Here is a 26,249-nt window from a genome sequence, read left to right as displayed (position 1 = left end):
TAATAATAGGAGAATTAATTATGGAAAAAATATGTCCTGTTTGTAATGAAATAAATGATATAGAGTATATATGTGATAATTGTGGAGGAAAACTTGTAGATAAAGGGAGGATACAAGAATATATAGATGATTATAGTGCAGATATGCCTATAGATGATTATAAGGATTATTGTTTACATATTTTTGTTTGTAATAAATGTGGAAATAAGAAAAAAGAGTATATTCATAAAGTGATAATATAAATTGAAAGAAAAAATTCATTTTTCACGATTATTTATTGTGTTAAAAGCAATAGATAGTATATAATGTTTATAAGTTTAACTCTTAATATTTGGGTGAAGAGGGTATGTATAGATATGGATAATAGTATAGTAAAATATCAAAAGGCTTATAGCAAGATTATAAATAGACTTAAAAGTAATGAGGACGTATTAGCAACTATGGTATTTGGTAGTATGGTTACAGGGGATTTATGGAAAGAATCAGATATAGATTTATTTGTTATAATTGATGAAATTATGGATTCTATGAAAAATGTTTATACTGAAGATGAAGAAAAAGTGCCGGTTCATGTAAAAGTAATGAGTAAAAAAGAATTAAAAAGAATCTGTGAAGAAGAACTAAGAGGTGGAAAAATGCATAGAATTTTTTCATCATCTAGATTGGTTTTTTCAAAAGATAAGCAAATAACAGCTTGGTATGATGGATGTAGATACTATCCTGATATGGATAAAGAAAGATGGAATTTAGTTTATTTAGGGAATGTATTTAAAAATGCAGGAGTTTGTAAAAAATATTTAAAAAGTAAGACCATATATACAGCATATAGTGCTTGTATAAGTACATTAGAAGAATTTTCTAAGCTTTGCATAAATTATTCAGGATACATGATAAGTAAAGATGTTATAACTATGAGTACAAATTTAGATGACGATTTAAAGAAAATAGTAGATGAACTATTTTTAGAAAAAGAAGATTTATATGGTGCTATAAATAATTTATTAGATTATATAGGAAGATATATAAATAAGAATATAAGTAATATATGTAATGTTTTAATTAGTTATTTAAAAGAAAAAGATAAATTATTAAGTTCAGAAGAGATATTAGAAGATGACTTTTTTTCTAGTTATAACATAAACATGGAAGAAATATTAAAGTGTTTATCAGAAAAAAATATAATAAAAAGAGATAGTAGAAAATTGAATACAGATAATGGAAAATGGATATTTAAAGAAAATGTTTATTTTGTATAGTATATAATGTGAAATCCCTATTATTAGGGATTTTTCTTTAAGGCATATGAAAATAAATAATAAGTTAAAGATGTTAAAGAGATTTTGTTAAATTAAATGATTTAGATTTTTATGAAAGTTTTTTATTAGTATATTCTAAAGAAGAAGTTTACAAAATTATCAATCATGTTATTTATTTGAATGTGCTTAAAAATATATTTATATAGATTATAAGGAATAGGTGAAATGAATTGTTAGAAAAATATATTATAAATTTAAATAAAGAAGATAAATTTAAATATATTCAGATTTATAATAATATAAGAAGATTAATAGAAGAAAATAAAATAAAAGATAATGAAAAATTACCATCAATAAGAAAGCTATCTAAATTATTGGATGTAAATACAATAACAATTATAAATGCATATAAAAAATTGCAGACATCTGGATATGCTATGCAAAAAGTTGGAAGTGGAACTTATGCTAAAAGAAAAGATTCAGTTAGAAATCTAAGAAAAGAATATTCTATGGCTTTAAAAAGGATTTCTAAAGAAAATATGAAAAAATATATAGATTTTATAGGAGAAACTGCTTGTGGAGATATGTTCCCAGTAAAGTCTTTTAAAAATATATTAAATGAAGTTTTAGATAGAGATGGACAAGAAGCCTTAGTGTATCAAGAAGCACTAGGATATGAAGGGCTAAGAAAGCATATAGATGACGTGTTTTGGAAAAGTAAAATAGGAAAAGATAATATATTAATTGTATCAGGGGCTCAACAAGGGATAGATATAATTTCTAAAGCTCTTGTAAATATAAATGATAATGTTATGGTAGAAAATCCTACATATAGTGGAGCTTTGTCAGTATTTAAATCTAGGAGAGCTAACATATTTGAAATACCTATGGAAAAAGATGGGGTGGATATAAAAGCCTTAGAAAAGATAGTTAAAAAAAATAATATAAAATGTTTTTATACTATGAGCTATTTTCAGAATCCTACAGGTATAAGCTATAGTCTAAAAAAGAAAAAAGAATTATTAAATTTAGCTAATATATATGATTTTTATATAATAGAGGATGATTATTTATCAGAATTGATTTATGACAAAGATATAGAATATGTAACCTTTAAAAGTTTAGATAGAAATGATAAAGTAATATATATAAAGAGTTTTTCAAAAGTATTTTTGCCAGGAATAAGAATAGGGTATGTAATATCTCCTGGTGAACTTAAAGAAACTATAAAAAACTATAAAATTAATACGGATATATCTACTTCTAGTTTAATGCAAAGAGCACTAGATTTGTATTTAAGTAAAGGACTATGGGTAGAGTATATAAATTATTTGAATTCAATATATTTACCTAGATATAAGTATGCTAAAGAGTGTATTAAAAATTTCTTAAAAGATACTGTAGAATTTAATGATCCTGGAGGAGGATTGCATTTCTATCTAAAAATTAAAAATAATAACATAGATTCTATGAAATTATTTCATTTATGTAAAGACAATAAAATACTTATTACTCCAGGAGTTCTTTTTTATAAAAATCAGGTGGAAGGTTTAAATTATTTTAGAATAGGTTTTTCCGAAACTGATGAAAAAGATATATTTAGAGGTATAACTGCAATAAGCGATATCTTAAATATGAAATAAAAGAGAGATGGTTTGATGTTAAAAAATTTGATAGATCCAAAATGGAACAATATAGATGAGTACTCACAAGAGGAGATAACTTATTTTTTATATATAGAAGGTAAAGGTATAGATGCTTTATGTAAAATTAGAAATTTAGATAAAATTACAGTTAAAAGACAGATACTAGAGGGAAAAATCAAGTATGGAATTCTTGCTAAAAGTTCTAATGTTAGTGAACTGTTTAAAGCTTTAAGTTCTTCTGGTAAGCAAGATAGAAGTGAGACTTTAAATTATATTAAAGATGATTTAAAAAAAGATCTTATAAAATTTATAAAAGAAAATTATGCTGAAATGTATCCTAATGATAAGCAGTTTGCAGTATGGATCTTAGGGGAAATAGGTGATAAAGAAGGATTGAAGGTTCTTACAAAGGCTTCAGTACATAAATTTGTAAATATAAGGAGAATGGCAGTTTCTGCAATAGGGAAAATAGGAGATTTGTCAGGAGAAAATGCACTTATTAGAGCGTTAGAAGATGAAAATTCTCAAGTAGTTTCCTATGCTATAAAAGCTTTAAAGAGAATAAAAAGCTTAAAAGGGCAAAATAAAATATTAAAAATAAAAAATACTACTAAAAAAGATTATTTGAAAAGAATAGCAGGAGAGTATTTAGATTCTATAGAAAAAAATTAAAAGAAGACTAAATATATAAAGAAAAGCTTGCTATTATTAAAAGAGGTGACAGTATGGGTTATTTTACTATAAATGGCTATGGAGAAGATAAATTTGAAGAAAAAAAATCAGTCTTTATAGGTAGATCTAAAAGAGTACATAATGAAGAAGAAGCTAAGAAATTTATAGAAGAAGTAAAGTCTATGGAAAAAGAAGCAAGACATAATGTGTATGCTTATATAATAGGTGAAAATATGGGGATACAACGATATAGTGATGATGGTGAACCTCAAGGAACAGGGGGAGTACCAGTATTAGATGTTATAAAGAAAAATGAAGTTAAAGATATAGCAGTTGTAGTGACAAGGTATTTTGGAGGAGTATTACTTGGTAAAGGTGGACTTGTTAGAGCATATTCTAAAGGTGCATCTATATCCATTAAATCTGCAGGAATAGTTGAAAAAGTTAAAGGTAGTCCTGTTGAATTTACTATAGATTATGATACTTTAGGAAAAATACAATATTCTTTTGAACAAAATATGTGGCATATAGAGAATATAGAGTATACAGACAAAGTTAAATTTAAGATTCTTTGTGAACTTAATATAATAGAAAAAGTTGAAAATGGAGTAAAAGAAGTAACAAATGGAAAATATGAAATTTTTGTAGGAGATGAAGATTTTTATTTTAAAAAGGAAAATAGATTATATGAAGATACAGGTAATTAAGTTTTAAATTATTGCTAAATTTGAATTTATAACTTTTAATATGCTATAATATGAAGTGTTTTGTTATTATTTATTAATGAAGTATTTAATTTGAAATAATTAATATAAAAATTATTACAATATAACGAGTTGGGAGGAAGAATTATGTCCGGACATTCAAAATGGCATAATATACAAGCTAAAAAAAGTAAAACAGATGCAAAAAGAGGAAAGATCTTTACTAAAATAGGAAAAGAAATAATGGTAGCAGTAAAACAAGGTGGAGCTAATGCTGAAACTAATTCTAGATTAAGAGATGTAATAGCTAAAGCTAAATCTAATAATATGCCTAATGATACAATAAGTAGATCAATAAAAAAAGCATCAGGAGCAATGGATGGTGTTAATTACGAAAAAATAGTTTATGAAGGATATGGACCAAATGGTGTAGCTGTAATAGTTGAAGCTTTAACTGATAACAAAAATAGAACAGCAGGAAATGTACGTCATACTTTTGATAAACATGGTGGTAATTTAGGTGCTAGTGGTTGTGTTGGATGGATGTTCCAAACAAAGGGCCAAATTATTATTGAAAGAAAAGAAAATATGGATGAAGAAGAAGTTATGATGGAAGTTTTAGAAGCTGGAGCTGAAGATTTTAATTCAGAAGATGAAGTATTTGAAGTTATAACTTCAGTTGAGGATTTTGGAACAGTTAGGGAAAACTTAGAATCTTCAGGATATGAATTTGCATCTGCTGAAATAACTATGATTCCAGATAATAATGTAGAAGTAGACTTAAATGATGCTAAAAAAGTGGAAAAGCTTATAGATACATTAGAAGATGATGATGATGTTCAAAATATTTATCATAATGCAGAATTCCCAGAAGAATTTGAAGGATAATATAAAAGAAATAAAACCTACACTAATTTTAAAATTAGTGTAGGTTTTTTGAATAATTAATATTTACTGTGTCCATAATATTAGCTAGGAGGGATATTATGGATATAAAAAAAAGAAATGTAATCATTATACTTATTTCATTTGTAGTATTATTTGTATCAATATATTACATAGCTTTAGTTAGAACTAAAAGTTCTAAAGCTGATAGTAGTAAAAGACAGGTGAATTCTTTAGAAGATGGAAATGGTAGCGTAACTGTTGGAAGTAACAAAGATGGAGTTCTTTCCAAAGAGGGAAAACTTGTATTTAAATTGCAGTATACAAAAGGTGGAGACTTTGTTAAGGTTAGAGAAGAAAATGTTAAAGATTCTTTAGAATTAGAAGGAAAAGATAGAAAACAAATAGAAAATATGTATAAAGAAGAAGGATATGAAGTAGAAAAATTTACTTCTGCACAAGTTACTTTACTAAAAAAAATAGATAAGTACATGCCAAATAAATATGTTTTAGGTATAAAAGGAGATAAAATAGCTATATATAGAACAGATGAAAATGGCAATATGTATATTGAAGATGAGCAAAAGGATATAACAGATATAAAAATAAATAGATTAAAAGAGCAAGATATTGAAATGTTAACTAAAGGGAATAAATATTTTCAATGTGATACTAGAGAAGAAGTAGAATCACGTTTAGGAGATTATGAATAATCTCCTTTTTTTTATGCAAATGTATAAGTTAAAATATATTGATATCTATAAATAGTTGAATAAAAAATACTAAAATGGTAAAGTAATATGTGTCTATTAATCATGTTATGGGGGTTTTTTGTTTGTACGAATATATAAAAGGTAAGTATGTAGACATGAATAAAGATTATATAGTTATAGAAAATAATTGTATAGGTTATAAAATTTATACTTCAGGAAGTACTATAGCTAATATGCCAATGATGGAGGAAAATGTACTTTTATATACCCATCAAATAGTAAGAGAAGATTTTATAGGATTATATGGTTTTTTGACAAGAGAAGAACTTGCAATGTTTAATATGTTACTATCTATAAATGGTGTAGGAGCTAAAGCTGCTTTATCATTATTGTCTATAAGCAATGTTATAAATCTTAAATATGCTATAAAAATAGGTGATGTTAAAACTATAACTAGAGCTCCAGGAATAGGTAAGAAAACAGCAGAAAGAATAATTTTAGAATTAAAAGATAAATTAGATATAGAAGAAGTTTCAGGAAAAGATCAGAAAATAGATATACATATAGAAGAAAAAATATCTGAAGCTATAGATGGACTAGTTTCTTTAGGGTATTCTCAAAAAGAAGCGACTAAAGCTGTTAAAGAGTGTGATTCTAATAATAAATTAGAACAGATAATAAAAGATTCTCTAAAATATTTAATGAAATAGTGAAGGAGGGCTAAAATGGATGAGAGAGTAGTTACTCCAATAGATATTAATGAAGACAGAGATCAATATAGTTTAAGACCTACTAAATTAAGTGAATATATAGGTCAAACAAAAGTAAAAGCAAATATGAATATATTTATAAAAGCTGCAAAAAAAAGAAAAGAAGCCTTAGATCATGTTCTTTTCTATGGACCTCCAGGACTTGGAAAAACAACATTAGCCAATATTATAGCTAATGAAATGGATGGAAATTTAAAAGTAACTTCAGGACCTGCTATAGATAAAGCAGGAGATTTAGCAGCTATATTAACTAGTCTTAGTGATAATGATGTTTTATTTATAGATGAGATACATAGATTAAATAGATCTGTTGAAGAAATACTATATCCAGCTATGGAAGATTATGCTCTAGACATAGTTATAGGAAAAGGTGCAGCAGCTAAATCTATAAGATTAGATCTTCCAAGATTTACACTTATAGGAGCAACTACAAGGATAGGACTTTTAACTTCTCCTTTAAGAGATAGATTTGGAATGCTATGTGCTATGGAATTTTATACAGAAGAAGAATTAGCGGAAATAGTATCAAGATCTGCAGACATTTTAGATCTTTCAATTGATGTAAATTCAGCTTATGAAATAGGTAAAAGATCTAGGGGTACTCCAAGAATTGCAAATAGACTTTTAAAAAGAGTAAGGGACTATTGTGAAGTGAAAAATGATGGAATTATAACTGTAAAATTAGTAGAGGATGCTTTGAACTTATTGCAAGTAGATAAAGAAGGTTTAGATAAGATAGACAATAAAATATTAAAAGCTATAGTTTGTAATTTTAATGGTGGACCTGTAGGTCTTGAGACTTTAGCCTATTTTATAGGGGAAGAACTTGATACTATACAAGATGTATATGAACCATATCTTATACAAAAAGGATTTATTATAAGAACTCCTAGAGGAAGAGTTGCTTCTGAAAAGTCTTATAAGCATTTTAATATAAAAAAGGATAACAAACAATCAAAAGGGTTTACACAAATGTCATCATTTAAGGACATAGAAGAATAATTTTAGGATTAGATTAACATTGAGAGGAGAACAATATGAAAGTAAAGGATTTTGATTTTTATTTACCAGAAGAATTAATAGCGCAACATCCTATGGAAGAAAGAGATGAAGCTAGATTACTAATATTAGATAAAAAAACAGGAGAGCTAAAGCATAAAGTTTTTAAAGATATTATAGAATATATAAATCCTGGCGATTGTTTAGTTTTAAATAATACCAGAGTTTTGCCAGCAAGACTTATTGGTGAAAAAGAAGCTACCGGTGGCAAAATGGAATTTTTACTTCTTAAAAGAAAAGAAAAAGATACATGGGAAACATTAGTCAAACCTGGCAAAAGAGCTAAAATAGGAAGTAAATTTATATTTGGAGAGGGACTTTTAAAAGCTGAAGTATTAGATATATTAGAAGGTGGAAGTAGATTAGTTAAATTTACTTACAAAGGAATTTTTGAAGAAGTGTTAGATAAACTAGGACAAATGCCATTACCACCATACATAAAAGCTAAATTAGAAAATAAAGAAATGTATCAAACTGTTTATTCTAAAGAAAATGGTTCTGCTGCAGCGCCTACTGCAGGACTGCATTTTACTGAAGAGTTACTAAAAAAAATAAAAGATAAAGGTATAAACTTAGCTTTTTTAACATTACATGTAGGTCTTGGAACTTTTAGACCAGTAAAAGCTGAAAATATAGAAGATCATACTATGCATTCAGAGTATTATAATATAGATCAAAAAACAGCGGACATTATAAATTCTACTAAAGAAAAAGGCGGTAGAGTTATAGCAGTTGGAACCACATCTACTAGAACTTTGGAAACCGTTTCTGATGAAAGTGGAAGAATTAGTGAAAAATCAGGTTGGACAGATATATTTATATATCCAGGATATAAATACAAAATAGTAGATTCTTTAATTACTAATTTTCATCTTCCTCAGTCTACTCTTTTAATGCTAGTTTCAGCTTTGTCAACTAGAGAAAATATAATGAATGCTTATAAAACAGCAGTAGAAGAAAAATATAGATTTTTCTCTTTTGGAGATGCAATGTTTATAAAGTAAAAAGAGGTGTGTTTAATGTATAAATTACTTAAAAAAAGTGGAAAAATAAGAAGAGGTGAGTTTACTACTCCTCATGGAGTTATACAAACTCCAGTGTTTATGAATGTAGGTACTTTGGCAGCAATAAAAGGTGCTGTATCTAGTATGGATTTAAAAGATATAGAGTGTCAAGTAGAACTCTCAAATACATATCATTTGCACCTAAGACCAGGTGATGATGTGGTAAAAAAAATGGGCGGATTACATAAATTTATGAATTGGGATAGACCTATTCTTACAGATTCCGGTGGATTTCAAGTGTTTTCTTTATCAAAGATAAGAAAGATAAAAGAAGAAGGGGTATACTTTAGATCTCATATTGATGGAAGAAAAATATTTATGGGACCAGAAGAAAGTATGCAAATACAAAGTAACTTAGGATCTACTATTGCTATGGCATTTGATGAATGTGTTGAAAATCCAGCCCCAAGAAATTATGTAGAGCAATCTGTAGAAAGAACTACAAGGTGGCTTCATAGATGTAAAAATGAAATGGATAGATTAAATTCTTTAGAAGACACTGTTAATAATAAGCAAATGTTATTTGGTATTAATCAAGGTGGAACTTATGAAGATATAAGAATAGAACATGCTAAAACTATTTCAAAATTAGATTTAGATGGTTATGCAATAGGAGGACTTGCAGTAGGGGAAAGTCATGAAGATATGTATAGAATAATAGATTCAGTAGTTCCTCATCTTCCACAGGATAAACCTATATATCTTATGGGGGTTGGACTTCCAAGTAATATATTAGAAGCGGTAGAAAGAGGAGTAGATTTCTTTGACTGTGTACTTCCAGCTAGAAATGGAAGACATGCTCATGTGTTTACTAAAAATGGAAAAATAAATCTCTTAAATAAGAAATTTGAATTAGATTCAAAGCCAATAGATGAAGGATGTCAGTGTCCAGCATGTAGAAATTATTCTAGAGCATATATAAGACATTTATTTAAAGCAAAAGAAATGCTAGCTATGCGTTTATGTGTTCTTCATAACTTGTATTTTTACAATAAGCTTATGGAAGAAATAAGAGATGCAATTGATGGAGACTATTTTAAAGAATATAAAGAAACTAAATTGAGAGAATGGAATGGAAGAGCTTAATACTAATTATTAAGTTAATAGTTGTTATATTCTTTTAATTTAGTGTATAATTTATTTTTAGGAGGAGGTGTTAATCTATGAACAATCCATTTATGACTCAGATTTTATTTGTAGTTGTAATGTTAGGTTTATTTTATTTAATGATATTTGTGCCAGAGAAAAAAAGAAAGAAAAAATATAATGCCATGATAGATTCATTATCTTTAAATGATGAAATAATGACAAGAGGTGGCATAATAGGAAAGATAGTTAACCTTCAAGATGATTCTGTAGTTGTTCAAACAGGACCAGACAGAGTAAGAATAAAATTAAGTAAATCATCTGTATTGAATGTTACTAACAAAAAAGAAATAAAAGAAAAAGAAAGCAGTAAATAAATTAAATTTAGTAATAAAACCCCCTTACATAACATAAATAGTTTATATAAGGGGGGTTTTGTATGCAAAAAAAGTATTGTAATTATATAGTATATGGAATATTAAGAGCTGTTATATTTACTGTAATTATGCTTTTGATGTTTGCGGTTATAATGACTTTTAAAAATGTAGGAGAAAAAATCTCTTCTATGATATATCTTTTAACAACTCTTTTAAGTATAGTTTATGGAACTGTATACTCATCTAGAAAAATAAATAAAAAGGGATGGGCTATAGGAATTATAATAGCTTTATTATACACAGTAATAATATATATAATATCTCTAGTATCTGGAAATACTTTAACCTTTGGAGTAGACAGATTATTAAGAATAGTACTAGCTATAGTTGTAGGAATGCTATCTGGAATGCTTGGAGTTAACTTAAAAGAATAAGGGATATCTTTATTTTATTCCAGAATTATGTTATAATCAAACGGAAAAAAGTATGGTAAAGTGGAGGTAGAACAATGAAACATATAAGAACTATAAATAAATCAAACATAAAAGATAGTTTAAAAAAACCAGGTTGTAAAGAATGTGCTAATTCTTGTCAATCAGCATGTAAAACTTCATGTACAGTAGCTAATTTAGCGTGTGAAAATTAATAAAGTTTGAGCAGTAACTTTAAGTTACTGCTTTATATTTATAAAATAAAAATGTATAATATATGATATGTTATGTTATTTTATATAAGTTTTTTCAATATTATACAAGGAGGAAGTTTAATTGGCAAATATTCATAAATTTACTAAGCTAGGAAACAAATACGTTATAGATGTTAACTCAGGATCAGTACATATAGTTGATGATATCGTCTATGATTTGTTAGATGATGAAAAATTAAGGGGTAAAGAAGAACTTATAGACAGCTATAAAGATAAGTATTCTTTAGAACAAATAGAAGAATCTTATGGAGAAATTCAAGAACTAATAAAAGAGGACATACTATATTCAAAAGATAAATATGAAAATATAGCAAGAGATCATGAAAAAAGTCCTAACTTTATAAAAGCATTATGTTTAAATATTGCTCATGATTGTAACTTAAGATGTAAATATTGTTTTGCAGATGAAGGTGAATATAAAGGGAAAAGAGAGCTTATGACTCCTGCTATCGGTAAAAAAGCAATTGATTTTGTTATAGAAAAATGTGGTCCTAGAAAGAATATAGAAATAGATTTATTTGGTGGAGAGCCACTTCTTGCATTTGATACTATAAAAGAAGTTGTAGAGTATGCTAAAGAGCAAGAAAAAATCCATAACAAAAACATAAGATTTACAATGACTACTAATGCTACATTGCTAAATGATGATATTATGGAATATTTAGACAAAAATATGGGAAATATAGTATTAAGTATAGACGGAAGAAAGAAAGTTAATGACAATGTTAGAGTAAGAGCTGATGGAAGTGGATCTTATGATAGTATACTTCCTAAAATAAAAAAAATGGTTGAGATTAGAGATAAATCTAAACAATATTATGCCAGAGGTACTTTTACTAGACAAAACTTAGATTTCTTTGAAGATGTATTACATATGGCTAATGAGGGATTTGATGAAATTTCTATAGAACCTGTAGTTCTTCCAGATGAGCATCCCCTATCTTTAAGAGAGGAAGATTTAGATACTATATTTAATCAATATCACAAATTATTAGAAGAAATGATTAGACGTCACAAAGAAGGAAATGAGTTTAAGTTTTATCATTTCAATATAGATCTTCAAGGAGGACCTTGTGTTTATAAGAGAATATCCGGATGTGGTGCAGGACATGAATATGTTGCTATAGCTCCTAGTGGAGATATATATCCATGTCATCAATTCGTTGGAAATAAAGAATTTTTAATGGGAAATTTACTTAAAGGATTTGACACAAAAGATAGCATTTCTAATGAATTTAAAAAAGCTCATATATATAATAAACCAGAATGTAGAAAATGTTGGGCTAGATTTTATTGCAGTGGAGGATGTCAAGCAAATAATTATAATTTTAACAATGATATGAATATTCCTTATAAATTAGGATGTAAAATGCAAAAAGAAAGAATTGAATGTGCCATAGCACTTAAAGCTAATATGATGGAAAATTAAATTACACATAATAAAATCCTTTATTTATATATGGAAAGGAGAAAATGATGAGTTATAGAAGGCGTAAAAATAGTAAAGGAAAAAGTACTGTAGCTTTTATATTGATTGTTTTGATTATAGGTATTATGGCTTATGCTGGATCTTATGGAATAACCTTAGGAGGATATAGATTTAAGCCATTTACGGAAACTATAAATAGGGGTCTTGATCTTCAAGGAGGCGTTTCTTTACTAGAAGAAATTAAAAGTGACAATGTAGATCAAAAAACTATTGATAGAACTATAGAACTTATATCAATGAGGGTTAATAAACTTGGTGTTAGTGAAACTACAGTTACAAGAGAAGGTAAAAAAAGAATAAGAATAGAAATTCCAGGAAAATTCGATGCTAAAGAAGTAATAGATAGTGTAGGAAAAACTGGAGAACTTAAATTTGTAGGTCCAGATAAAAAAGTTATCCTTACAGGAAAAGATGTTAAAGATGCTACTTCTTATATAGGGGAACAAGATAATAAGCCAACTATAGGATTAGAATTAAACACATCAGGAGCTAAAAAGTTTGCAGATGCAACTAAAAAGTTTATAGGACAGCCAATTGCTATATATATGGATGATGAAATGCTTACAAATCCAACAGTAAATACGCAAATAACAGATGGAAAAGCAGTTATTACTGGAAGTAAAAGCTTAGAAGAAGCTAAAAGACAAGCAAGCATAATTAAATCAGGAGCTCTTCCAGTAGCAGTTAAAGCGGTGGAAGCTAAAACAGTAGGAGCAACACTTGGAGCAAATGCATTACCATTAAGCATAAAAGCAGGAGCAATAGGTGTAGGTTTAATATTTTTGTTTATGATTTTATATTATAGAGTTCCAGGATTTCTTGCAGATATAGCTCTTGTATTATATATAATATTAGTGCTTGGAACATTTTCAACTATAAATGCTACCCTTACATTATCAGGTATAGCAGGACTTCTTTTAACAATAGGTATGGCAGTAGATGCTAATGTACTTATATTTGAAAGAATTAGAGAAGAACTTAAAACTGGTAAATCTATAAAGTCATCTTTAGAATCTGGATATCACAGAGCACTTTCTTCAATTCTTGATTCTAATACAACAACTATAATAGCTGCTATAGTTTTATATAATTTAGGATCTGGAGCAGTTAAAGGCTTTGCATTAACTCTTATGATTGGTATAGTTCTTAGTATGTTTACAGCAGTTATTATTACTAGAACTTTATTAAGAGTAGGATATAATATGGGAATACTTAGTAAACTCTCATGCTTTAGAGTTAAGAGGAGGGAAGAATAGTATGCTAAAGATAATACAAAAAACTAAGATTTGGTTTTCAATATCATTAATAATAATAATAATAGGACTAGGGTTCTTTGCTAAAAATGGATTAAACTATGGTATAGATTTTAAAGGTGGAACAGTTGTTAAAATAAATATCGGTAAAGATTTTAAAAAGCAAGAATTAGATTCTATAGTTAAAAAGTATACTTCTGATTATGTTACTAATAAAGTAGAAAAAACTCAGCTTGAAATTAAAAGTAATTCTTTAACAGATGATGGAATATCAAATTTGTTTAAAGATGTTAAAAATAAATATAAATTAAAAGATAAAGACTTACTTTCACAAGAAAGAATAGGTCCTTCAATAGGAAATGAGTTAAAAAGAAAAGCTTTAGTAGCTATGGCAGTGGCCATAATAGCTATGCTTATATACGTTGGAATAAGATTTGAATTTAAATTTGGAGTGTCAGCTATAGTTGCATTAGCCCATGATGTTCTTATAACATTAGCTGTGTATGTTATCTTTAAAATACCAGTTAGCTCTAATTTTATAGCGGCTATACTTACTATAGTAGGATATTCTATAAATGATACTATAGTAATATTTGATAGAATAAGAGAAAATCAAAAGAAAATGAGAAGAGAAGATATAACTAAAATAGCTAATGTTTCAATAACTGAAACTATTTCAAGATCAATAAATACAGTTTTAACAACATTATTTACTATAGTAGCAGTTTACTATTTTGTACCATCAGTTAGAGATTTTACTATTCCACTTATGATAGGAGTTCTTTCAGGATGTTATTCTTCTATATTTATAGCTAGTCCATTCTGGGTAATTCTTAAAAAGAAAAAAAATAAAAAAGCTACTGCTTAATATTAATAAATTATATAAAAAAAACAGAGTTTATTTTAAACTCTGTTTTTTTTATATAATTTATTATGAATAATATGCTAAAGTATTTGTCAAAAATGATAATATCAATTATAATTATATGTGTTTTCTATAAAAGTGGAGGATGCGTAAATGGAAAAATTATCGATAAATATAAAAGGTGATGAAATGTTATGTAGAAATAATCCTTTTTTGCTTAAAGGTATGAATGAAGCTGTAAATAGAATTGTTAAAGCTGTGAATTCAAGAGAGAAAATCGTTATATATGGATACTATGATTTTGATGGTATAGCTGCTATATCATTACTTTTATTGGTTTTAAAATTCTTAAATGCAGACGTAGAGTACCTTATACCAGATTATATTGATGAAAATAAAGGGATAGATTCATATTACATAGAAAATCATATTAATTTGTTAGGTACAGGTTTAATTGTCACAGTAGGATGTGGCTGTAATTCTGTATCCCAAGTGGAACTGTGCAAAAAATTAGGTATAGACATAATAATTACTGATTATCATAAATATAATAAAAAGATAACTAATTCTACTGTTATTAATACAAATCAAAAAAATCGAGTATATTCTTTTGATAATCTATCAGCATCAGGCATTGCATATAAACTTGTGGAAGCTATATCTACATATTACAAAATGAATTGTATAAGTAAATATTTAGATTTAGTAATGCTAGGTACTATAAGTAGTGATTTTTTGTTAACTGGAGAAAATTCATATATAATTAAAAAAGGATTTAAACAGTTAAGTAATACAAATAATCATGGATTAAAAGCATTATTAAAAGCTAATAATATAGATATTGAAAATATAAATCTAAAGGTTTTAAAAGAATTAACACATAATATTTCACAAATAACGTTACCTATAAACAAAATAAATAATGCACGAATTGTAGTAGAATTGTTTACTACCTCCAAAGAAGATAGAGCGAATCAAATTGCAAAATATTTAAAAAATGAAATTTATTTCAATATGTATAATAAATGATATAAAGTTACTTGAATGTTATTATTTATATAATATATAATGTTTTGTGTGAACTTTAATTATTTATTGAAAATGTTGGAGTTTTTGTATTATTATTTAGGGGGAATAAAGGTGGACTTAAAAGAAAATATAAGAGTAATAGAAGGATTTCCGAAAGCTGGTATAAGCTTTAAAGATGTAACTACTTTGCTTCAAGACAAAAAAGCTTTTAAATATACAATAGATAAAATAGCAGAATGTTTAAAAGATAAGAAGATTGATAAAATAGTTGGACCAGAAGCAAGAGGTTTTTTATTTGGAGCTCCTTTAGCTTATGCTTTAGGTGTAGGATTTGTACCAGTTAGAAAAAAAGGAAAACTTCCTTATGAAACTGTTAGTGAAAAATATGATTTAGAATATGGAAATGATGAATTAGAAATGCATAAGGATTCAATTAAACCTGGTGAAAGAGTTGCTATTGTAGACGATTTATTAGCAACAGGTGGAACTACTTGTTCTGTAGTTAATCTTATAGAAAAATTAGGCGGAGAAGTTGTAAGTTTAAATTTTGTTGTAGAACTTACAGATTTAAAAGGTAGAGATAAGTTAGAAGGTTATGATATTAGTTCTATAGTAGAATATAATATTTAAGATTAAATTTGACTTATTAGTTTCAAAAATTTGAAAATTTAACTTGAATATAATATAATAGAAATAAAAAATAATGGCTGGTTTTATAAACCAGCCATTGATTTTCGGGAGTAACATAATATGCTAAAAGATTTAATGATAAAGATAGGTAATCATTTTAATGATGAAGAAAAAAAAATGCTTGAAAAAGCGTATGACTTTGCATGTTTGGCTCACAAGAAGCAAAAGAGAATATCAGGTGAACCATATATAATTCACCCAGAAGAAGTGTCTATTATATTATTTGATATGGGTATGGATTCTAATACTTTAATAGCTGGTCTTTTGCATGATGTCATAGAAGATACTAAGTATACATATGAAGATGTGTCAAAAGAGTTTGGAAAAGAAGTAGCTGATTTAGTAAATGGTGTAACTAAATTAAGTAAAATAGAGTATAAAACTAAAGAAGAGCAGCAAGCTGATAATGTAAGAAAAATGCTTCTCGCTATGACAAAAGATATTAGAGTTATACTTATAAAATTGGCTGATAGACTACATAATATGAGAACATTAAAATATATGCGAGTAGAGAAACAAAAAGAGAAAGCAAGAGAAACATTAGACATATATGCTCCACTTGCACATAGATTAGGTATTTCTAAAATTAAATGGGAACTAGAAGATTTAGCTTTTAGGTATATAAATCCTAATGAGTACTATTTTCTAGTTAAAAAGATTTCTGAAAAAAGGATAGAAAGAGAAAATCATATAAAAGAAATTATAGACCATTTAAAATATAACCTTCAAAAATCAGGTATAAATACTGAAATAGATGGTAGACCTAAACATTTTTATAGTATTTATAGAAAAATGGTAAACAAAAATAAAACAATAGATCAAATATTTGACCTTACAGCAGTAAGAATATTAGTAGATACTGTTAAAGATTGTTATGCAACTTTAGGTATTACTCATACTATATATAAACCTATACCAGGAAGATTTAAAGATTATATAGCTATGCCTAAGCCTAATATGTATCAATCACTACATTCTACGGTAATAGGCCCACAAGGAAAACCCTTTGAAATACAAATAAGAACTTATGAAATGCATAAGACAGCAGAATATGGAATAGCAGCCCATTGGAAATATAAAGAAGGTATGACTAATCCTAATGGAAATGATGGAAGAGATAATTCTAATAATATGGAATTAAAGCTTACATGGCTTAGAGAAATTTTAGATTGGCAAAAAGAAGCGGCAGATCCTAGAGAATTTATGCAAGGATTTAAGATTGATTTGTTTTCAGATGAAGTTTTTGTTTTTACACCTAAAGGAAAGGTTATAAGTTTACCTAATAAAGCAACACCTATTGATTTTGCATATAAAATTCATACAGATATAGGTCACAGGTGTGTAGGAGCTAGAGTGAATGGTAAAATGGTAGCTTTAGATTATAAATTAAAAACAGGACAGATAGTTGAAGTTTTAACCTCTAGTTTAGCTAAAGGGCCTAGTATTGATTGGCTAAATGTTGTTAAAAGTAATCAAGCTAAAAGTAAGATAAGAGCATGGTTTAAGAGAGAAAAAAGAGAAGAAAACATAAATAAAGGTAAAGAAATATTAGAAAAAGAGACTAAAAAGCAAGGAAATAATTTTGGTGAATTTGCTAAAGGTGATATATTAGATAGTGTATTAAAAAGATACAATATGAACACCATAGAAGAATTATTTTCAGCAGTTGGTGTAGGTGCTCTTGTGCCTTCAACAGTTATATTAAAATTAAGAGAACAGTATTTAAAGAAACACAAACCGGAACTTGATTGGAGCCAAGTTAGAGAACAACTAACTAAAACAAATAAACCACGTTCAAGAAAAACTAAATCACCAGGAGTTATAGTAAAAGGTGAAGAAAACCTATTAGTTAGATTTTCAAAATGTTGTAACCCAGTGCCAGGAGATGACATAATAGGATATATAACTAAAGGAAGAGGCGTATCAGTTCATAGAAAAGATTGTAAGAATATACAGCAATTGATACAAGAAGATCCAAGTAAAATTATAGAAGTAAGCTGGGGGAAAAGACCTAAAGGCAAAAATGGAGAATATATTTCTGAATTAGAAGTTATAGCAGAAAATGCAAATGGTCTTTTATCAGATATAATGCAAAATATAAATGACAGTAAAACTAATCTTTATGCTATAAATGCAAAGCCTTCAAAAAACGATATAGTTATTATAAATATAAAACTAAAAATTAGTAACATAGAAGATTTAAAATTTGTGATGAAACGTATCAAAAAACTAAGACCAGTAAGAGAAGTGTATAGAACAAAGAAATAAAGGTGGGAAATGTATGCGAGCTGTAGTTCAAAGAGTAAAGTCTTCAAAAGTTGAAGTTGATGGAGAAGTAATAGGAAGTATAGGAAAAGGCTTAAATGTACTTTTAGGAATATCTAAAGAGGATAGTTTTGAGGACATAAAATATTTAAAAGATAAGATTGTTAACTTGAGAATATTTGAAGATGAAAATGAAAAACTTAATAAATCTTTATTAGATATAGATGGAGATATTATAATAGTATCTCAATTCACACTATATGGAGATTGTAGAAAAGGAAGAAGACCTAACTTTATGGGGGCTCTAGGTGGAAATGAAGCAGAAAAGTTATATGAAAGCTTTGTTTCTGAGGTGAAAAAAGAAGTTAAAAATGTTGCTACAGGAAAATTTGGAGCAGATATGATGGTTAGTATAGAAAATGATGGGCCAGTAACTATTCTAGTAGATAGTAAAAAAACATTTTAGTATAAGAGGTGTTAATATAATGGATATTAGAGTTTTACCAGTAGGAATTTATGGTGCCAATTGTTACATAGTTATGGATAGTAAAACTAAAAAATCTGGAATAATTGATCCCGGCGGAGATGGGGATGAAATATTACATGAAATAAAAAAAATGAAAACTAAACCACAATGTATACTTTTAACTCATGGGCATATGGACCACACTGGAGCTGCAGATGAGCTTAGAAAAAAATTTAATATACCTATATACATAAGTGCTGCAGATGAAAAGTTAATACAAAAGAATGAAGAAATATTTGGGAAATTAGGCAAATCTAATAAAGCAGATATTTATTTGAATGATAAAGATATAATAAAAATAGGTGATTTAGATGTAAAATGCATTAACACACCAGGACATACACCTGGTGGAGTTAGTTTTTACACAAGAGGTATTTTATTTACAGGGGATACTTTATTTAAAGGATCTATAGGAAGAACAGATCTTGCTGGAGGAAATTTTGAATCTATCATTGAAAGTATAAAAAATAAAATAATGGTATTAGCTGATAGTATAAAAGTGCTTCCAGGACATGGCCCTGCAACAACTATAGAGTACGAAAGAAATAATAATCCTTTTATTTAATCCTTATAAAAATAGTTTTAAGGCTTATTGGGAGTGCTACTTATGGACATAAAAATAAAATTGAATAATATGAAATATAGATATGATGTTTACCAGATATTTAATATTTATTATAATCTTTATGAAATAAAATTTGTAGATGATAATTGGAATGTAAAAGTGGATATATATGATAATGAAATGTCTATAGATGATGGTTTGAATGTTAAAACTTATTGTATTACTAATATAGAATATAAAAGATGGATTAAGAAGAATCTTTTTTCCTATTTAAAGTATAAGACTAAAAAAGAACTGCCATGGGGGTCTTTGATAGGAATAAGACCTAGTAAAATAGCATTGAGTTTGATTGAAAAAGGAAAAAATAGAGAAGAAATAATAAAATATTTTCATGAAAATTATTTAGCTGCAGAAAATAAGGCTAAGCTTTGCATTAATATAGCTAATATGGAAAAATCAATAGTAAACAAAGAAAAGAATAAGATAAGCATATATATAGGAATGCCCTTTTGTCCTACTAGATGTTTATATTGTTCATTTGCTTCTAATCCTATAGGTAAATGTAGTAAACTAGTTGAGCCCTATCTAAAGGCTCTTTATTATGAAATGAAAAGTTTATCTAAGTATATAAAAGAGAAAAACTTAAAGGTTCAATCTGTATATTTTGGAGGAGGAACTCCTACGTCTATAGATAATAATCAATTTGAAGAGACTTTAAAAAATATTTATTTAAATTTTTTAAAAGATTATAACATAGAAGAATTTACAGTTGAAGCTGGTAGACCGGATAGTATAACTTTTGAAAAACTTTTATCTATGAAAAAGTATAATGTTAATAGAATAAGTATAAATCCTCAAACAATGAATGATATTACTTTGAAAAATATAGGAAGAACTCATACTGTAGAAGATACCAAGAGCATATTTAATTTGGCAAGAAAATTAGGATTTGATGATATAAATATGGATATAATAGTGGGACTTCCAGGAGAAGGGCTAAAAGAAGTAAAAAATACTTGCAAAGAGATATTAAACTTAAAACCAGATAATCTTACTGTACATGGTATGTCAATAAAAAGAGGATCTATATTACATGAAAAATTATTAAATAATATAGAATTTAAAGTTCCAGAACAAAATGAACTTAATCTTATGTATAATGAAACATTGGAGTTATCTAAAAAAATGAATATGAATCCATATTATATGTATAGACAGAAAAATATGATAGGTAACATGGAGAATATAGGATATTGCAAAGGTGAAAATTTAGGATTATATAATATTCAAATGATAGAAGAAAAACAAACTATAATAGCAATAGGTGCAGATGCAGTATCTAAAATTATATTTTTAGATGAGAACAGAATAGAAAGAGTTCCTAATGTTAAAGATGTAAGAGAATATATAAAAAGAGTAGAAGAAATGGTAAATAGAAAAATTAGTATGCTTAATACTTTATATGTATAATATAGATTGGGAGGGAAGATGAATGTTATTACAAGCACCTAAAGGAACTAAAGATATGCTTCCTAAAGATGCATATAGATGGAATTACTTAAAAGAAAAATTAAAAAATATAGCAGCTGTTTATGGATGCAGAGAAATAAGAACTCCTGTGTTTGAATATACAGAATTATTTCAAAGAGGAGTAGGAGAAACTACAGATGTAGTTCAAAAAGAAATGTATACATTTAATGATAAAGCAGGAAGAAGTATTACTTTGAAGCCAGAAGGTACATCCCCTGCAGTTAGAGCTTTTATTGAAGGAAGATTATTCAATGAAGCCCAGCCTACAAAAATGTATTATTTTACACCAGTTTTGAGATATGAAAATGTACAAAAAGGAAGATTAAGACAGCATCATCAATTTGGAGTTGAAGTATTTGGAGCAAAGGATGCTTCATTAGATGCAGAAATTGTTAGTATTCCTTATACTGTATTTAAAGAACTTGGAATTAAAGATGTAGAACTTAATATAAATAGTATAGGATGTCCTAAGTGTAGAAAAATATATAATGAGGCATTAAAGAAGTATTTAAAAAGTAGATATGATGAATTATGTTCTACTTGTAAAACTAGATTTGAGAAAAATCCACTTAGAATATTAGATTGTAAAGAAAAAAAATGTAAAGAAATAGTAAAAAGTGCCCCTGTTATAATAGATTATTTGTGTGATGAATGTAAAGATCACTTTGAAGATTTAAAGAGATACTTAAAAGCTATGGATATAGATTTTAAAGTAGATCCATTAATAGTTAGAGGATTAGATTACTATAGTAAAACAGTTTTTGAATTTATAAATAATGGAATAACAATTTGTGGTGGAGGAAGATATGATTATCTTATAGAAGAAATAGGAGGACCTTCAATGCCAGCAGTTGGTTTTGGTATGGGGCTTGAAAGATTACTTCTTACACTAGAAGAAAATAACATTGAAATACCAGAAGAACCTTATATAGACTTATATTTAGGATATATAGGAGAAGAAGCTAAGATTAAATCTATGAAACTAGCTAAAGCATTAAGAAATAAAGAAATTAAATGTGAACTAAATCACATGAATAGAAATATAAAACCACAGATGAAATATGCTAATAAAATTAATGTGAAACATGTAATTATATTAGGGGAAAATGAACTTCAATCTGGGAAAGCTAACATAAAAAAAATGGAAGATGGAACTCAGATAGAAGTAGATATAAATGACTTAGAAGGCATTATTAAAATTTTAAAATAATGAGATGAAATTGCATTTGGAGGAATAGATATGGGAGAAGCGTTAAAAGGATTGAAAAGAACCATAATGTGTGGTCTTCTTAGAGAAGAACATGAAGGTAAGACTGTTACAGTTATGGGATGGGTTCAAAGAAAAAGAAATTTAGGTGGTTTAGTTTTTGTAGATTTAAGAGATAGAACTGGTATTTTACAAGTTGTATTTGGAGATGAAATTAACAAAGAAGCCTTTGAAAAATCAGATAATTTAAAACCAGAATACTGTATAGCAGTAACAGGCGAAATTGTAAAGAGAGAATCTCCAAATAAAGATATACCTACAGGTCTTGTAGAACTTAAAGGGGAAAGCATAAAAATATTTTCAGAATCAGAAACTCCACCTATATACATAAAAGAAGGATTAGATGCTCAAGAAAATATTAGGCTTAAATATAGATATTTAGATTTAAGAAGACCGGATATGCAAAAAATATTTAAAATAAGGCATAAGGCAGCGAAGATAGTTAGAGATTTTCTAGATGAAAATGAATTTTTAGAAATGGAAACTCCTATGCTTACAAAGAGTACACCAGAAGGAGCTCGTGACTACCTAGTTCCAAGTAGAAACTATAAAGGAAAATTTTATGCATTACCACAATCACCACAAATATTTAAACAATTATTAATGGTTTCAGGTTATGATAGATATTTCCAAATAACAAAATGTTTTAGAGATGAAGATTTAAGAGCAAATAGACAACCAGAATTTACACAAATAGATATGGAACTTTCTTTTATAGAACAAGATGATGTAATGGAATTAAATGAAAAATTATTAAAGAAAGTATTTAAAGAAGTTAAAGGAATAGATATAGAGCTACCTATAGAAAGAATGCCTTATGAAATAGCTATGAATAAGTACGGATCAGATAAACCAGATTTAAGATTTGGAATGGAAATAACTGATTTAAGTGAAGAAGTTAAAAATGCAGAATTTAAAGTATTTAAAAATGCTATAGATGAAGGCGGTAGCGTTAGAGCTATAAAAGCTTCAGAGTGTGCTACTATGGGAAGAAAGAAAATAGATAAATTACAAGATTTTGTTAAAACTTATAAAGCTAAAGGATTAGCTTGGATAGCTTATAGAGAAGAAGAAATAAAATCTCCTATAGCTAAATTTTTAAGTGAAGAAGAAATGAAAAATATACTAGATAAATGTAATGCTAAAAAAGGAGATTTAATTTTAATAGTTGCAGATCCTAAAAATAATGTAGTTTTAGAAAGCTTAGGTGCCTTAAGATTACATTTAGCAAAACAATTAGAATTAATAAATAAAGATGACCATAAATTTGTGTGGATAACAGAATTCCCACTTTTATCTTATAACGAAGAAGAAGAAAGATATCAAGCAGAACACCATCCATTTACTGCACCTATGGATGAAGATATAAAATATTTAGATGAAGATCCATCAAAAGTTAGAGCTAAAGCATATGATATAGTTTTAAATGGAGAAGAACTAGGTGGAGGTAGTATAAGAATACATGAAAGTAAACTTCAAGAAAAGATGTTTGAAGTTTTAGGATTTACTCAAGAAAAAGCTTGGGAAAGATTTGGATTTTTACTTCAAGCATTCAAATTTGGTCCACCACCTCATGGCGGATTAGCTTATGGATTTGATAGAATGGTTATGTTCTTAGCAGGTACAGATAACATAAAGGATGTAATAACATTCCCTAAAAATCAAAATGCTTTTTGTCCTATGACAGAGGCTCCAAATATTGTAGATGAATATCAATTAGAAGAATTAGGTATGGAAATAAAAAAATAAAGAAGAAGAATAGAAATTTTTTCAATATATTAGTGATATGATATGTAAAATTATTTGTTTTATAGTATAATATATATATAACCTGCTGTGTCCGTGTAAGAAAGTTATGTTGAGCCAACACATTTTAATAGGAAATTTACCTCTTTTTGTAGAATTGAGACTCAGTTTTAAAGTTGAAATTGAGGACAGGAAGCAAAAAGGCGATTTCCACCTGATTTATCAGGTTCAAGAATAACTTTTGGGGCGGCATAGTGGGTTTTAAATTTTAAAAATAAAAGCTGAAAGTACATATGTACTTTCAGCTTTTTTATTTAACTATTCTAACCATTTCAATATTATAATTTTGATTTTTGTTTAATTTTTTATCTATGTGACCTAAGATATAATAAGAAATTCCTAAGAAAACAAGGCCTACTATTATGCTATATGTTTCAAAATGTTTTATTCCTAAGTTTTTAAAAATAAAAAGAGAACCGACTAATCCAAATACTAACATTATTAAAGGAAATACGTAGATCCAAAAGGTAGCTGTGAAAAAAGATTTTGATTTGATTTTAATTTCAACCATATCTCCAGATTGTACGCCTAAATTGTCTTTAGTTTTCATAACTATAGAAGAAGAACTGCAGCTTGATTTACAATCAGCACAACTATCTCCTCAACCAGATTTTTCTTTAAATATAACAGAAGCATACCCATCAGCTACTGATTTTATATATCCTACTTCTTTCATAATATCAACTCCCATATAAATTATATAATTTATTTTAAAATTAAAATTGAATCATTATTAGATATATACAATTATAATATATATATTTATTAAAAAAAAGTATAGAAGAAATAATAAGAATTTATAGAATTTTATGTGGAATAAAATATATTATATTGAGTTAATATATTAAGAGAAAGGAATGATTATATATGAACGAAAAATGGAATAGAACACATAATGATAAAAAGGAAGATGGGAATTTTAAAAAGAAAAATATTAAACATAATCCACAAGCTGAAAGTGCTAGAGCTAAATTTGGAATGAATAATGAAAAATAATAAAAAAGAGCCTATAATAAGGTTCTTTTTTATTATTTTAAAATTTATAAATGTAATGGCTTAATTAGTATTTATATAAAATAAAATTTAAAAATAATTGTTTTCATAGGGTTTATATTATTTTAAATTATTATAGGAATAAAAATTATATATATTCAAAATATAATTAAAGAAAGGAAGTGAAAACATGTATCCAGATCCTTATAAAGGCGAAAAACACAAGAGTTCAAAAAAATTAGATGGACATAGACCCGAATATGACGCTGATAACAGAGAACCTGAAGTTAAAAGTAAATATAAAAATTTTAAAGGAGATCCTATAGATTAGTTATTAACTTTAATTTTATAATTTATATATAAATTACACTAAATTCAACAATATATTCATTAATATGGTATTAAATATAAAAATTAGAGTGTTTTCTTTTAATTTACTAGGTTAATAATTCGAAAAAAGCACAAACTTATATTACAAACTTAAATAAACAAAGTTTGTAAATAAAAAATTTTACTAAGGAGGAATTTGAAATGGCAACAAGAAGTTCAAATAAGTTAGTTGTACCAGAAGCAAAACAAGGATTAAATAAATTAAAAATGGAAGTAGCAAATGGCATGGGAATGTCTGACTACGAAAGCGTAGACAAAGGAAACTTAACAGCAAGAGAAAATGGTAACGTAGGTGGAGAAATGACAAAAAGAATGGTAGAAGCTTATGAAAACAGCTTAAAATAATTTAAGCTAAAAAAAAGCGAGATTGTTTAATCTCGCTTTTTTTATTTAACTAATTGATAATTTTCATTAATACATTAAGGCACATTCAAATTAATAACTTCTATACAAGGTTAAAAAATATATAATGCAGATTATATAACATAGGTAAAAATTTGGTTGACTGATATGGAATATTATGATATTATATTTTTGTTGATTAATTAGATATATGCCGAAGTGGTGGAATTGGCAGACGCAACGGATTCAAAATCCGTCGGTAGCAATACCATGCGGGTTCGACTCCCGCCTCCGGCACCAA

General features: G+C 27.2%; 30 protein-coding genes, 1 tRNA gene and 1 other RNA gene. 31 read left to right on the top strand and 1 reads right to left on the bottom strand.

Annotated elements, in window-relative coordinates; translation table 11 throughout:
• Window positions 1-20: 20 nt before the first annotated feature.
• From ABDZ71_RS18725 to ssrS, 26 genes are all read left to right on the top strand, one after another.
• Window positions 21-242 (top strand): hypothetical protein, encoded by a 222-nt coding sequence (locus ABDZ71_RS18725; RefSeq protein WP_343764255.1) that lies wholly within the window; start codon window positions 21-23, stop codon window positions 240-242.
• A gap of 114 nt (window positions 243-356) precedes the next feature.
• On the top strand, window positions 357-1,256 hold the full coding sequence (locus ABDZ71_RS18720) for a nucleotidyltransferase domain-containing protein (protein ID WP_343764253.1): 900 nt from the start codon (window positions 357-359) through the stop codon (window positions 1,254-1,256).
• A 230-nt stretch (window positions 1,257-1,486) separates the two neighbouring features.
• Window positions 1,487-2,899, top strand: a complete 1,413-nt coding sequence (gene pdxR / locus ABDZ71_RS18715) for a MocR-like pyridoxine biosynthesis transcription factor PdxR (protein ID WP_343764251.1) — start codon at window positions 1,487-1,489, stop codon at window positions 2,897-2,899.
• A gap of 15 nt (window positions 2,900-2,914) precedes the next feature.
• Window positions 2,915-3,574: a HEAT repeat domain-containing protein gene (locus ABDZ71_RS18710; RefSeq protein ID WP_343764249.1), complete on the top strand. Its 660-nt coding sequence runs from the start codon at window positions 2,915-2,917 to the stop codon at window positions 3,572-3,574.
• Between the two features lie 53 nt (window positions 3,575-3,627).
• A complete protein-coding gene (locus ABDZ71_RS18705) occupies window positions 3,628-4,281 on the top strand; it encodes a YigZ family protein (protein WP_343764246.1) in 654 nt (217 codons plus the stop codon).
• A 144-nt stretch (window positions 4,282-4,425) separates the two neighbouring features.
• On the top strand, window positions 4,426-5,166 hold the full coding sequence (locus tag ABDZ71_RS18700; RefSeq protein ID WP_343764245.1) for a YebC/PmpR family DNA-binding transcriptional regulator: 741 nt from the start codon (window positions 4,426-4,428) through the stop codon (window positions 5,164-5,166).
• A gap of 98 nt (window positions 5,167-5,264) precedes the next feature.
• A complete protein-coding gene (locus ABDZ71_RS18695) occupies window positions 5,265-5,876 on the top strand; it encodes a hypothetical protein (protein WP_343764242.1) in 612 nt (203 codons plus the stop codon).
• A 122-nt stretch (window positions 5,877-5,998) separates the two neighbouring features.
• Entirely contained in the window at window positions 5,999-6,586 is a 588-nt protein-coding gene (gene ruvA / locus ABDZ71_RS18690; protein ID WP_343764239.1) for a Holliday junction branch migration protein RuvA, read from the top strand.
• 15 nt (window positions 6,587-6,601) lie between these two features.
• A complete protein-coding gene (gene ruvB, locus ABDZ71_RS18685) occupies window positions 6,602-7,648 on the top strand; it encodes a Holliday junction branch migration DNA helicase RuvB (RefSeq protein WP_343764236.1) in 1,047 nt (348 codons plus the stop codon).
• A gap of 35 nt (window positions 7,649-7,683) precedes the next feature.
• Window positions 7,684-8,709 carry a tRNA preQ1(34) S-adenosylmethionine ribosyltransferase-isomerase QueA gene (gene queA, locus ABDZ71_RS18680; protein ID WP_343764233.1) on the top strand — a complete coding sequence of 342 codons (1,026 nt, stop codon included), beginning with the start codon at window positions 7,684-7,686 and terminating at the stop codon, window positions 8,707-8,709.
• 15 nt (window positions 8,710-8,724) lie between these two features.
• A complete protein-coding gene (gene tgt, locus ABDZ71_RS18675) occupies window positions 8,725-9,855 on the top strand; it encodes a tRNA guanosine(34) transglycosylase Tgt (RefSeq protein ID WP_343764230.1) in 1,131 nt (376 codons plus the stop codon).
• Between the two features lie 77 nt (window positions 9,856-9,932).
• Window positions 9,933-10,232, top strand: a complete 300-nt coding sequence (yajC, locus tag ABDZ71_RS18670) for a preprotein translocase subunit YajC (RefSeq protein ID WP_343764228.1) — start codon at window positions 9,933-9,935, stop codon at window positions 10,230-10,232.
• Window positions 10,233-10,294: 62 nt separating this feature from the next.
• Complete coding sequence (locus tag ABDZ71_RS18665) at window positions 10,295-10,666, top strand: TIGR04086 family membrane protein (protein WP_343764225.1); 372 nt, start codon at window positions 10,295-10,297, stop codon at window positions 10,664-10,666.
• A gap of 74 nt (window positions 10,667-10,740) precedes the next feature.
• Window positions 10,741-10,878, top strand: coding sequence for a six-cysteine ranthipeptide SCIFF (gene scfA / locus ABDZ71_RS18660; RefSeq protein WP_035770427.1), 138 nt, complete (start codon window positions 10,741-10,743; stop codon window positions 10,876-10,878).
• 121 nt (window positions 10,879-10,999) lie between these two features.
• Window positions 11,000-12,367 carry a thioether cross-link-forming SCIFF peptide maturase gene (gene scfB, locus ABDZ71_RS18655; RefSeq protein WP_343764222.1) on the top strand — a complete coding sequence of 456 codons (1,368 nt, stop codon included), beginning with the start codon at window positions 11,000-11,002 and terminating at the stop codon, window positions 12,365-12,367.
• A 47-nt stretch (window positions 12,368-12,414) separates the two neighbouring features.
• Complete coding sequence (secD, locus tag ABDZ71_RS18650) at window positions 12,415-13,683, top strand: protein translocase subunit SecD (protein WP_343764219.1); 1,269 nt, start codon at window positions 12,415-12,417, stop codon at window positions 13,681-13,683.
• A gap of 1 nt (window position 13,684) precedes the next feature.
• The gene (gene secF, locus ABDZ71_RS18645) at window positions 13,685-14,548 is read left to right on the top strand and encodes a protein translocase subunit SecF (RefSeq protein WP_343764217.1); all 864 of its coding nucleotides are present in this window, start codon (window positions 13,685-13,687) and stop codon (window positions 14,546-14,548) included.
• Between the two features lie 150 nt (window positions 14,549-14,698).
• Entirely contained in the window at window positions 14,699-15,574 is an 876-nt protein-coding gene (locus tag ABDZ71_RS18640; protein ID WP_343764214.1) for a DHH family phosphoesterase, read from the top strand.
• Between the two features lie 111 nt (window positions 15,575-15,685).
• Window positions 15,686-16,204 carry an adenine phosphoribosyltransferase gene (locus ABDZ71_RS18635; RefSeq protein ID WP_343764210.1) on the top strand — a complete coding sequence of 173 codons (519 nt, stop codon included), beginning with the start codon at window positions 15,686-15,688 and terminating at the stop codon, window positions 16,202-16,204.
• A 120-nt stretch (window positions 16,205-16,324) separates the two neighbouring features.
• Complete coding sequence (locus ABDZ71_RS18630; protein ID WP_343764208.1) at window positions 16,325-18,532, top strand: RelA/SpoT family protein; 2,208 nt, start codon at window positions 16,325-16,327, stop codon at window positions 18,530-18,532.
• Between the two features lie 13 nt (window positions 18,533-18,545).
• Window positions 18,546-18,995, top strand: a complete 450-nt coding sequence (gene dtd, locus ABDZ71_RS18625; protein WP_343764205.1) for a D-aminoacyl-tRNA deacylase — start codon at window positions 18,546-18,548, stop codon at window positions 18,993-18,995.
• A gap of 19 nt (window positions 18,996-19,014) precedes the next feature.
• Complete coding sequence (locus ABDZ71_RS18620) at window positions 19,015-19,620, top strand: MBL fold metallo-hydrolase (RefSeq protein ID WP_343764202.1); 606 nt, start codon at window positions 19,015-19,017, stop codon at window positions 19,618-19,620.
• A gap of 42 nt (window positions 19,621-19,662) precedes the next feature.
• Window positions 19,663-21,090, top strand: coding sequence for a coproporphyrinogen III oxidase (locus ABDZ71_RS18615; protein ID WP_343764199.1), 1,428 nt, complete (start codon window positions 19,663-19,665; stop codon window positions 21,088-21,090).
• 22 nt (window positions 21,091-21,112) lie between these two features.
• The gene (hisS, locus tag ABDZ71_RS18610; protein ID WP_343764197.1) at window positions 21,113-22,360 is read left to right on the top strand and encodes a histidine--tRNA ligase; all 1,248 of its coding nucleotides are present in this window, start codon (window positions 21,113-21,115) and stop codon (window positions 22,358-22,360) included.
• A 30-nt stretch (window positions 22,361-22,390) separates the two neighbouring features.
• Window positions 22,391-24,166, top strand: coding sequence for an aspartate--tRNA ligase (gene aspS / locus ABDZ71_RS18605; protein WP_343764194.1), 1,776 nt, complete (start codon window positions 22,391-22,393; stop codon window positions 24,164-24,166).
• Window positions 24,167-24,242: 76 nt separating this feature from the next.
• Window positions 24,243-24,428: non-coding RNA, 6S RNA (gene ssrS / locus ABDZ71_RS18600), on the top strand.
• A gap of 45 nt (window positions 24,429-24,473) precedes the next feature.
• Here the strand turns inward: ssrS and ABDZ71_RS18595 are convergent.
• Window positions 24,474-24,773: a SoxR reducing system RseC family protein gene (locus tag ABDZ71_RS18595; RefSeq protein ID WP_343764191.1), complete on the bottom strand. Its 300-nt coding sequence runs from the start codon at window positions 24,771-24,773 to the stop codon at window positions 24,474-24,476.
• Here ABDZ71_RS18595 and ABDZ71_RS18590 point away from each other — a divergent pair.
• The 5 genes from ABDZ71_RS18590 to ABDZ71_RS18570 all read left to right on the top strand — a co-directional run bounded on the left by ABDZ71_RS18590 (window position 24,697) and on the right by ABDZ71_RS18570 (window position 26,248).
• On the top strand, window positions 24,697-24,918 hold the full coding sequence (locus ABDZ71_RS18590; RefSeq protein ID WP_343764593.1) for a hypothetical protein: 222 nt from the start codon (window positions 24,697-24,699) through the stop codon (window positions 24,916-24,918). The two genes, ABDZ71_RS18595 and ABDZ71_RS18590, sit on opposite strands and share 77 nt — an antisense overlap.
• A gap of 172 nt (window positions 24,919-25,090) precedes the next feature.
• Window positions 25,091-25,219, top strand: a complete 129-nt coding sequence (locus ABDZ71_RS18585) for a CPC_1213 family protein (RefSeq protein WP_343764189.1) — start codon at window positions 25,091-25,093, stop codon at window positions 25,217-25,219.
• A gap of 187 nt (window positions 25,220-25,406) precedes the next feature.
• Window positions 25,407-25,547: a hypothetical protein gene (locus ABDZ71_RS18580; protein WP_343764188.1), complete on the top strand. Its 141-nt coding sequence runs from the start codon at window positions 25,407-25,409 to the stop codon at window positions 25,545-25,547.
• A gap of 200 nt (window positions 25,548-25,747) precedes the next feature.
• Window positions 25,748-25,951 (top strand): alpha/beta-type small acid-soluble spore protein, encoded by a 204-nt coding sequence (locus ABDZ71_RS18575; RefSeq protein WP_343764186.1) that lies wholly within the window; start codon window positions 25,748-25,750, stop codon window positions 25,949-25,951.
• 210 nt (window positions 25,952-26,161) lie between these two features.
• Window positions 26,162-26,248: transfer RNA gene (locus ABDZ71_RS18570), tRNA-Leu, on the top strand.
• Window position 26,249: the final 1 nt, after the last annotated feature.

Source organism: Clostridium oceanicum (assembly GCF_039521385.1).
Taxonomy (GTDB): domain Bacteria; phylum Bacillota; class Clostridia; order Clostridiales; family Clostridiaceae; genus Clostridium_F; species Clostridium_F oceanicum.
The sequence above is the reverse complement of the archived record's forward strand: the minus strand, read 5'-3'. Positions and strand labels throughout refer to the sequence as shown.